General features: G+C 49.1%; 2 protein-coding genes and 1 pseudogene. All 3 read right to left on the minus strand.

Features of this window, described 5'->3' with window-relative positions:
- Positions 1 to 201: pseudogene (gene thiE, locus CIK04_RS33485) on the minus strand (thiamine phosphate synthase); the annotation flags it as partial.
- A 388-nt stretch (positions 202 to 589) separates the two neighbouring features.
- Entirely contained in the window at positions 590 to 721 is a 132-nt protein-coding gene (locus CIK04_RS33490) for a hypothetical protein (RefSeq protein ID WP_325205735.1), read from the minus strand.
- Positions 722 to 723: 2 nt separating this feature from the next.
- Positions 724 to 1,188: phosphomethylpyrimidine synthase ThiC (locus tag CIK04_RS22455; RefSeq protein WP_176463402.1), on the minus strand; the 465-nt coding region annotated here is incomplete at its 5' end.

Below are 1,188 nucleotides of genomic sequence, written 5' to 3' on the forward strand. Positions count from 1 at the left end.
AATCCGCAATTGGACCGTTTTAATTCCTAAAGGCAATAACTTCTCGATCCAACTGACATCGTCAACCACGGGATAGAGCCCTAACTGTTGAGCGCTAATCCGCGGAAACGCTTTTGTTAACGCTTCAATACTGTGGCTTGGTAAGATACCGAGCTCATCCAGGCGCAACACTGGAGTAGGAAACAAAGCAAAATCCGACACCCATGTTCACGTGAACAATTCAACATCGCACGTGCCAAAGTCAGGCAATCTTCGATTGGAAAATCAAGTGCGCTGAGCGTGACCACCCACGCCAAATGTCGATAGTTCGACTCCACACTATTGTTCTGCGGATAGTTTGGGAGTAATGAATATCGTAGTGCGCGAGTTTCRTCGGCTAAAGGATGTCGCCAGACATCGAACACTTCACCTTGCTCCCCTCGCAAATTGATCAACAGAGTCTTGGCATTGCGACCTGAACCCAAATAGGTGGATACGTCTGTGAGAGCAAGCGAATGATGATAATGAAGCGCAAAGTCATACGCGCCGAGATGACGACTGTCGTTATGGATAAGATCCGTTTCGAATACGACCGTTTTGGCTGAAGAAATCAGTTGCAGTGTACGAGTTGGGCTAACGCCAACTCTATATGGTCAATGGCAAGCTGCTGCTTTGCCAAGAGCAAACACTGCTGAATTTCTCCCGTCAGCTCAATAATGGCAGAAGGAATCAGCAGTCTCATTGTTAACCCTCGGCCACTTCTTCATGACTCACTGCGGGGTGGTACAACTCCGAACCCGACGCTTTGAATTCCGCGGACTTTTGTTTCATCCCTTCCAATGGGTCATCCAACAGCTTAACTGCTATCGCCTGTCCTTCCTCAGCCTGTTGCCCTTTAGCATACTCACGAACTTCTTGCGAAATCTTCATCGAGCAGAATTTGGGGCCACACATCGAACAGAAATGCGCAACCTTGCCCGACTCTTGTGGCAGGGTTTCATCGTGGAATGCACGTGCCGTATCGGGGTCGAGCGAGAGATTAAATTGATCCTGCCAACGGAATTCAAAACGAGCTTTAGACAATGCGTTGTCACGAACTTGCGCGCCCGGGTGCCCTTTGGCCAAATCCGCCGCGTGCGCAGCCAGTTTGTAGGTTATCAAGCCGGTTTTCACATCTTCTTTATTGGGTAGACCTAAGTGCTCCTTTGG

Source organism: Vibrio sp. 03_296 (genome assembly GCF_002265885.1).

Coding starts and splice junctions, on each gene's coding strand:
- CIK04_RS33490 (WP_325205735.1), bottom strand. CDS start 721: ATGAGACTGCTGATTCCTTCTGCCATTATTGAGCTGACGGGAGAAATT.